This is a genomic window from Streptomyces sp. NPDC127092, assembly GCF_042722475.1.
Classification (GTDB): Bacteria; Actinomycetota; Actinomycetes; order Streptomycetales; family Streptomycetaceae; genus Streptomyces.
Genome location: NZ_JBHXFE010000083.1, coordinates 1 through 8101, shown reverse-complemented (window position 1 = coordinate 8101; position 8101 = coordinate 1). Strand labels below are relative to the sequence as shown.

Sequence of the window (8101 nt, the reverse complement as noted above, 5' to 3'; positions counted from 1 at the left end):
GCCCGGCGAACACCGGGCGGGCCGGGGCCCGCGTGCATCCGTGTGGATCCGCCGCGCCGAAGGACCGGCGTAGGCGTAGGCCGACGCGATCGGTGAAACGGATCAGCACATGAACACTTCCAGCCCGGCCGGAGGCGCCCGCTGCCTGGTCACCGGCGCGAGCGGCTACATCGGGGGACGCCTGGTACCGGAGCTCCTCGACGGCGGTCACCACGTCCGCTGCCTCGCCCGGCACCCGGACAAGCTCCGGGACTTCCCCTGGGCCGGGCGTGCGGAGACGGTGCGCGGTGACGTCACCGACGCCGCGAGCCTCCGCCCGGCGCTCGACGGCGTCGACGTCGCCTACTACCTCGTCCACTCCATGAGCTCGACCCCGGACTTCGAGGACAGGGACCGCCTGGCCGCCCGTACCTTCGCCGCCGAGGCCCGTGCCGCCGGAGTGCGGCGGATCGTCTACCTGGGCGGCCTCACCCCGCGCGGAGTGCCGGACGACGAGCTCTCGCCGCACCTGCGCTCCCGCACCGAGGTGGGCCGCATCCTCCTCGACTCGGGCGTGCCCACCACCGTGCTGCGGGCCGCCGTCGTCATCGGTTCCGGATCGGCGTCCTTCGAGATGCTGCGGTACCTGACCGAACGGCTGCCCGTCATGGTCACGCCCCGCTGGGTCGGCAGCAGGGTCCAGCCCATCGCCGTACGCGACGTGCTGAGGTATCTGGTGGGCAGCGCCGGCATGCCCGCCGACGTCAACCGGACCTTCGACATCGGCGGACCGGACGTGCTCACCTACCGGGAGATGATGGAGCGGTACGCCGAGGTCGCCGGCCTGCGCACGCGCCTCATCGTGCCCGTGCCCGTCCTGACCCCGCGGCTGTCGAGCCAGTGGATCGGGCTCGTCACACCGGTGCCGGCCTCCCTGGCCAAGCCCCTCACCGAGTCGCTCCGGCACGAGGTGGTGTGCGGCGAGCACGACATCGCGCGGTACGTTCCCGACGGCCCCGGGCGGCCCATCCCGTTCGGGGAGTCGCTCCGTCTCGCCCTCCGCCGGGTCCGCGACGCGCAGGTCACGACCCGCTGGTCGTCCGCCTCGCCGCCCGGCGCGCCGAGCGACCCGCTGCCGACGGACCCCGAATGGGCGGGCGGCAGCCTCTACACGGACGAACGCTCGCGCCCCGTCGGCGCCGGCCCGGACGCGCTGTGGCGGGTCATCGAGGGCGTGGGCGGGGAGAACGGCTGGTACTCCTTCCCGCTGGCGTGGGCCCTCCGGGGATGGGCCGACCGGCTGGTCGGCGGGGTGGGCCTCCGGCGCGGCCGCCGGGACGCGACGCGTCTGCGGGTCGGCGACGCCCTGGACTTCTGGCGCGTGGAGGAGATCGACCGCGGTCGGCTGCTGCGGCTGCGGGCCGAGATGCGCCTGCCCGGCCTCGCGTGGCTGGAGATGGCCGTCGAGAAGGACGAGGCGGGCACGACGACCTACCGGCAGCGGGCCCTCTTCCATCCGAGGGGCCTCGCGGGCCAGGCGTACTGGTGGGGTGTCTCCCCCTTCCACGCCGTGGTCTTCGGCGGCATGGCCCGGAACATCGCCCGGACCGCCGAGACGGAGAGCGGGCGGCGGAACGCGCCGTGAACGGGCAGTGACCACCGTCGCGTGCGTGCGGGTGCCGCGAACGCGCCCCTCGCGCCTCCGCGGCGCGGACGACGACACGAGGAGGCCGCCGAAATGAGCCGTACATGGGACCTGCGAGGGCGTACCGCCGTCGTCACGGGCGCCGCCCGGGGGCTGGGCGCCGGCCTGGCCCGCCGGCTCGCCGACGGAGGGATGGACGTGGCCCTGCTCGGCCGGGAGGCCGCCACCCTGGAGGCGGTCGCCACGACCCTCCCCGCACGCAGCCACGTCGTCGAGGTGGACGTGACCGACGACGCCGCCCTGCGCCGGGCCGCGGACGACGTGGCCCGGCACCTCGGCCCCCCGTCGGTCGTCGTCGCCAACGCCGGCGTGGCCGAGGGCGGACCCTTCGAGACCTCGGATCCGGACACCTGGCGCCGGGTCGTCGAGGTCAACCTCGTCGGCAGCGCCGCGACCGCGCGTTCCTTCCTCCCCCGGCTGCGGGCCACGCGCGGCTACTTCCTGCAGATCGCCTCGACCGCCGCCTTCGGCGCGGCCCCCATGATGAGCGCCTACTGCGCTTCCAAGGCCGGGGCCGAGGCCTTCGCGCGTTCCCTGCGCGCGGAGGTGGCCCACGTGGGCGTCGCCGTGGGCGTGGCGTACCTGCACTGGACGGACACGGACATGGTCCGCGACGTCGACAGCCACGCGGTCCTCCGGGAGCTGCGCGGGCACATGCCCGCACCCGCGCGCCGGGTCTACCCGGTGGACCGCGTCGCGGCCTGGATCGGCCGCGGGATCGAGCGGCGCTCGCCTTCGGTCTACGCACCCCCGTGGCTCCGGCTGCTGCAGGCCGGACGTCCGGTCTTCCCCTTCGCCGTCGACTTCCTGTCGCGTCGTGAACTTCCGCGTCTCATGGGCGAGCACGCCTTCGAGCAGACCGGCCTGCTCGGCCATGGCGGCCGCATCGAGGAGGCGTCACTCGGCCGTCCCGCCACCGGCCCGTCGCCGGGCGACGGCTCCGAGCGGCCGTGACGCGGCGGGCCGGCCGGTTCGTCCGCGCCGACGCGGGGCCGGGGGGCCACGGGAGGGTTCGACACGCTGGTGGTCCGCTCGCTCCTGGTGCCGGCCCTCGTCCGGGACGTCGGCCCGGCCGTCTGGCGGCCGGGTCCGCTCCGTCACCGGCCCTGACCCGGGGCACTCGTGACGGCCCGGGCGGGCGGCGGGGGCATCACCCAGCGGATCAGCGCGGTGACGGCGAGGCCGCCCCGCCGCGCGAAGGGCAGGAGCAGCCGGATCTTCAGCGGGACGGTGAGGAACTCCCTGGTCCAGGAGGGCAGGAGGTCCACGGCCGCGGCCGCGAGGAGGGCGTAGGGAACGCGGACCGGCCAGGGCAGCGGCGGCGCCGCCAGGAGGTAGCGGGCGGTGGCCGCCGACTCCTCCGTGGCCGCCAGTTCGGGGCGGCGCCGCTCCAGCGCCTCGGCGAGGGCGGCCTCGGTCACGGGCGGCCGGACGACGCCCAGCCGCCGGGCGACGGACGCCATGTCCTCGACGTAGGCGTCCCGGCGGGCCTCCGTCAGCGGGGCCCGGCCGTACTCCTGGTACGCCCGCAGGAAGCAGTGGGTCTCGGCGATGTGCACCCAGGCGAGCAGCGACGGGTCCGAGGCCCGGTACGGCACCCCGCCGGACGTCGTGCCGGTGACCCGCGCGTGCGCCCCGCGCACCCGCTCGACCGCCCGCTCGGCGTCCTCCGCCGGCCCGAACGTGGTCTCCGCCAGGAAGGTGCTGGTGCGCTGGAGGCGCCCCCAGGGGTCGCCGCGGAACCCCGAGTGCGCCCACACGGCGGCCATGGCGAGCGGGTGGAGGGACTGCAGGAGAAGGGCCGCCAGCCCTCCCACGTACATCGAGGCGTCCGCGTGCACGACCCGGATCGGCCGGTCCGCGGCGAACCAGCGGGGACCGGGCGTGCCGTGGATCCGGGCGCGCTTCCGGCGGGCCGTGGGTCCGGCCACCCGCAGCAGCAGCGCCTGCCCGGCCCGTGCGCGCAGCCTGTCGATCAGCACCAGGGACACGGGAACCGCCTCCTCGCCTCACCTACCCCTCGTGCGCCGCGCCCATGCCGGCACGGGGCCCGCCGGCGGCATGGGCCACCGCTGTTCTCCGGCGCGCATCCGGCACGCGGGGCAGGAGGGAACCCCGGAGGTAGGCATGTGACACCAGTACGCCGGCGGCGCGCCCGCGGCCGGCGGCCGAGCAGGGAGGACGCGATGACCGTCGCCGTCGTTCTGTACACCGCCGACCTCCGGGTGCACGACCACCCGCCGCTGAGGGCCGCGCTCGAAGGGGCGCAGGAGGTGGTGCCGCTGTTCGTGCGCGATCCGGCCGTGGACCGGGCGGGCTTCGCGGCGCCCAACCGGCTGGCCTTCCTCGCGGACTGCCTGCAGGACCTCGACCGGGCGCTGCGCGAGCGGGGCGGCCGGCTCGTGGTGCGGAAGGGCGACACGGTGTCCGAGGTACGGGCGGTGGTGCGGCAGACCGAGGCCGACGAGGTCCACCTGGCCGGCGGGGTGACGGCCTTCGCCCGGGCGAGGGAGGAGCGGCTGCGCGAGGTCCTGGAGGCGGACGGCTGCCGGCTGTACGTGCACGACGGCGTGGTGGACGTCGTCCCGCCCGGTGACGTCACTCCGCAGGGCTCGGACCACTTCGCGGTCTTCACGCCGTACTACAGGCGCTGGACGGGCGAGCCCCTGCGCACGCCGCTGGCCGCCCCGAGGGCGGTGCGCGTGCCGACGGACGTACGGTCCGAGCGGATGCCCCGGCGCTCGGCGGTCGCGGACGTGTCGCCGGGCCTGGCCACGGGTGGGGAGAGCGAGGGCCGCAGGCGGCTCTCCTCGTGGCTGTCGGCGCACGGTGACGGGTACGGGGAGCGCCACGACGACCTGGCGGGCGACGCCACGTCGCGTCTCTCGCCGTACCTCCACTTCGGGGCGGTCTCCGCACTGGAGGCCGTGCGGCGGGCCGGAAAGCGCGGCGGCGCCGGAGCGGACGCCTTCGTGCGCCAGCTGTGCTGGCGTGACTTCCACCGCCAGGTGCTCGCCGCCCGGCCCCGGGCGGCGGGCGCGGACTACCGCCCGCGTCACGACCGCTGGCGCCGGGGCGCCGAGGCCGAGGCGGACCTGGCCGCGTGGCGCGAGGGGCGGACCGGCTATCCCGTCGTCGACGCCGCGATGCGGCAGCTCGCGCACGAGGGCTGGATGCACAACCGCGGCCGGCTGCTCACCGCCTCCTTCCTCACCAAGACGCTGTACATCGACTGGCGGGAGGGGGCCCGCCACTTCCTCGAACTGCTGGTGGACGGCGACGTGGCGAACAACCAGCTCAACTGGCAGTGGGTGGCGGGCACGGGGACGGACACCCGGCCCAACCGCGTCCTCAACCCGGTGCTCCAGGGCAGGAGGTACGACCCGGACGGCGCCTACGTGCGGCGCTGGGTGCCGGAGCTCGCCGGCCTCGAGGGGCCGGCCGTCCACGAGCCCTGGCGCCTCACCGGCCTCGACCGGGCCGCCTACGACTACCCGGATCCGCTGATCGAGCTCTCCGAGGGGCTGGCCCGCTTCCGCCGGGCCCGCGAGACCGCCTGAGCCGAACCGAACCCCTCACGCCCGCGGTGGCGAACCGGTGCGCGCCACGTGCGGAATTTCGATGCGGAAACGATGCGGGTTGAGCGGCAGGGGGCGTTCGCCGGAGCGTGAGGACACGGAGCCGACGAGGTTCCGCCGGACCGCCGCTCCGACACCGGCGGTCCGCACGCCCCGGAAGGTTCCGGTGGCCACCCGCGCCACCGCCCGGAGGAGGAACCGTCATGACCGCGCACCGGACGACAGGCCACCTCGCCGGCCCGGCGGAGCCCCACGCCCACCACGCGCCGCCCGACGCCGCGGCCGAGGACGAGCGGATCGCCCGAGGGCTGGTCCAGGGGGACGAGCGCTGCCTGGACGCGGCGTACCACCGCTGGGGGCGACTCGTGCACACCCTCGCCGCCCGTGCCCTGGGCGACCCCCGCGAGGCGGAGGACGTCACCCAGCAGGTGTTCGTCGCCGCCTGGCGGGGCCGCGGGAACTTCCGTCCCGACCGGGGAACGCTGCCGGCCTGGCTCACCGGCATCACCCGCCGCAAGATCGCCGACGCGCTGGCCGCCCGCACCCGGCGCAGCGAGCTCACCGCGGCCCTCGGCGCCTCCCTGGAGCACTCCGGCGGCTCCCCCGAAGGCCCCGAGCGGATCGTCGACCGGCTCGTCGTCACCGAGGAACTGGCCAGGCTGCCCCGCGTCCAGCGCGACGTCCTGGAGCTCGCCTACTTCGCCGACCTGACCCAGTCACAGATCGCCGACCGCACCGGCATGCCGCTGGGCACGGTCAAGAGCCACGCCCGCCGCGGCCTCCTGCGGATGCGCCACAGCCTCGGCCCGGCCGCCGCGACCGGCGGGTGATCCGGCCCATCCGGCAGCGCGAGCGCTCCGAACGACCGACAGCAGAAGACAGGCCGCCGCCCCGACCGGCGGCGGACGGACGCGGAGCGGTCCGCCGGCGGCCCGGTCCGGCGGCGGAGGGCGGCTCGACATTGAGGCGGCGGCGTCAGTGCTCCGCGCTCACGGCCGGTTCCCCGTACAGCCGGGCGATCACGTCGATCGCCTCGCGCAGCCCATGCGGACGCACCATGCCGGGAGCCGGCGGCCGGCCGACCCAGCCGGGGCCCGCGAGCAGTACCAGCGGTGCCGTGCGCGCTCCCCGTACCCCGAAGGCCGTTCCCGCGACGTGCCGGGCCAGGGCGTGGTTCGCGGTGGACCTCGCCTGCGACCAGAGCGCCACGGCGGCCGGCCCCGACCGTCGCACCGCCGCGTCCAGGGCCTCCGGGGGCACCGCGGCGCCGAACATCCTGGTCGGCAGGCCCCGCTCGGCCAGCCCGGCCGCGAGTGCCTCCAGGGACAGGGTGTGCTGCTCCCCGGGGACGCACGCCAGGACGACGGGGGCGGCCGGGGAAGCCGTCTCCGGGCCGGTCACGGCGGCGCGGCGCAGCGCGGTGGAGACGTGCCAGGAGAGCAGGTGCTCCACCTCGACGTAACGGTCGCCGGACGACTCCCACTTGCGGCCCACGGCGTGCAGCGTCGGGACCATGATCTCCTGCCACGCGGTGACCAGGCCGTGCTCGGCCAGCACCTCCTGGAGCAGCCTTTCCATGGCGGGGCCGTCGAGGCGCACGGCGGCGCGGGCCAGCCCGCGGGCTTCCTGCCGTACGTCGCCCAGCGGCAGACCGCTCCCGGGTCCGGCGCCGGTCCTCCCGGGAACCACGCCCGCCGGGGCCGCGGGTGTTCCCGGCGTGACGCCGGCTTCGTCCTGAGCGACGCCGGACCGCGCCGCAGGGGCGGCGGGGGCGGCACCGGGCACGGTCCGCCGCGCCGAGGGCCGGGCCTGCCGGGCGGCCCTCGCGGCCTCGGCGGGCGGGACGCCCGCGGCCGTGAGACGGCACATCTCGTCGAGCATCGCGATGTCCTCCGGGCTCCACCGCCGGTGCCGTCCGTCCGCGCGCACGGCCGGGCCGATGCCGTACCGCTGGTCCCACGAGCGGACGGTGGTGGGGGAAACACCCAGCCGCCGTGCGACGGCGCCGGTCGTGGTCCCGTGAGCCGTATCGGACATGTCACCCACCATACGGGCTCGAGACGATGCGGAAACGATGCGAGAGAGGTGCGGGCCACCGCGGCCGCCGTCGCGCGTGCGCGGCGGACGGGTGTCAGGAGCCAGGAACCCCCTCGTCCGCGAAGCGGAGGTCGTCGGTCGCGTGCACCTGCGCTTCCGGCCGGACGGCCCGGGCGGATGCGTCCGGACACGCGCTTCCCGGCCGTCCCCGTCGACGGCGCGTCGGCCGTTTCCGCGAGCTCCGCCCGCACGGCCCTTGGCCCCGCGCGTCCGCTGCCCGACACTGAACCGATGACGCAGCGCGTGGATCTCGCGACAGTGATGGACCGGCTCGCCATCGACGACCTGGTCACCGGCTACGCCGTGGCCGTGGACGACTCCGACTGGACCGCGTACCGGGCGCTGTTCGCGCCGGAGGGGCGCGCCGACTACCGCGGTTCGGGCGGCATCGAGGGGCCCGCCGCCGAGGTCGCCGAGTGGCTGGCCGGGACGATGCGGCTCTTTCCCGTACGGCAGCACCTCATCGTCAACCGCAGGATCCGCATCGACCACGTCGACGGCTCTCCGGGAGATACCGCGACCGTGCGTGCCGACTACGTGAACCCGATGCGGTTCGAGTCCGGCGAGGACTTCGTGTGCGGCGGCAGATACGGCTTCGCCGTGCGCCGGGTGGACCGCGACTGGCGCCTCCGCTCGGTGGTCGTCGAGGAGAAATGGCGCCGGATGTGAGGGCGTCGGCCCGCCGGCGGGCCCCGTCGCGCGCACACTGGAGGCGACACCTGGAGGCACGGCATGCGGATTC

The 8101-nt window shown here is 76.1% G+C and carries 7 protein-coding genes; 5 read left to right on the top strand and 2 right to left on the bottom strand.

The window, feature by feature from the left end:
* Positions 1-109: 109 nt before the first annotated feature.
* Together ACFWJO_RS36785 and ACFWJO_RS36780 are read left to right on the top strand one after the other, a co-directional pair.
* Positions 110-1624 carry an SDR family oxidoreductase gene (locus ACFWJO_RS36785; RefSeq protein ID WP_386872432.1) on the top strand — a complete coding sequence of 505 codons (1515 nt, stop codon included), beginning with the start codon at positions 110-112 and terminating at the stop codon, positions 1622-1624.
* 93 nt (positions 1625-1717) lie between these two features.
* Complete coding sequence (locus ACFWJO_RS36780) at positions 1718-2638, top strand: SDR family oxidoreductase (protein WP_386872430.1); 921 nt, start codon at positions 1718-1720, stop codon at positions 2636-2638.
* 143 nt (positions 2639-2781) lie between these two features.
* On the opposite strand, the gene ACFWJO_RS36775 is transcribed toward ACFWJO_RS36780, so the two are convergent.
* Positions 2782-3675, bottom strand: coding sequence for an oxygenase MpaB family protein (locus ACFWJO_RS36775; protein ID WP_386872428.1), 894 nt, complete (start codon positions 3673-3675; stop codon positions 2782-2784).
* A gap of 195 nt (positions 3676-3870) precedes the next feature.
* Here ACFWJO_RS36775 and ACFWJO_RS36770 point away from each other — a divergent pair, with 195 nt between their 5' ends.
* Positions 3871-5244, top strand: a complete 1374-nt coding sequence (locus tag ACFWJO_RS36770; RefSeq protein ID WP_386872426.1) for a cryptochrome/photolyase family protein — start codon at positions 3871-3873, stop codon at positions 5242-5244.
* Positions 5245-5465: 221 nt separating this feature from the next.
* On the top strand, positions 5466-6092 hold the full coding sequence (locus tag ACFWJO_RS36765) for a sigma-70 family RNA polymerase sigma factor (protein WP_386872424.1): 627 nt from the start codon (positions 5466-5468) through the stop codon (positions 6090-6092).
* Positions 6093-6237: 145 nt separating this feature from the next.
* On the opposite strand, the gene ACFWJO_RS36760 is transcribed toward ACFWJO_RS36765, so the two are convergent.
* On the bottom strand, positions 6238-7299 hold the full coding sequence (locus ACFWJO_RS36760) for a MerR family transcriptional regulator (RefSeq protein WP_386872422.1): 1062 nt from the start codon (positions 7297-7299) through the stop codon (positions 6238-6240).
* A gap of 291 nt (positions 7300-7590) precedes the next feature.
* Between ACFWJO_RS36760 and ACFWJO_RS36755 the strand changes: the two genes are divergently transcribed.
* Complete coding sequence (locus tag ACFWJO_RS36755) at positions 7591-8028, top strand: nuclear transport factor 2 family protein (protein WP_384416039.1); 438 nt, start codon at positions 7591-7593, stop codon at positions 8026-8028.
* Positions 8029-8101: the final 73 nt, after the last annotated feature.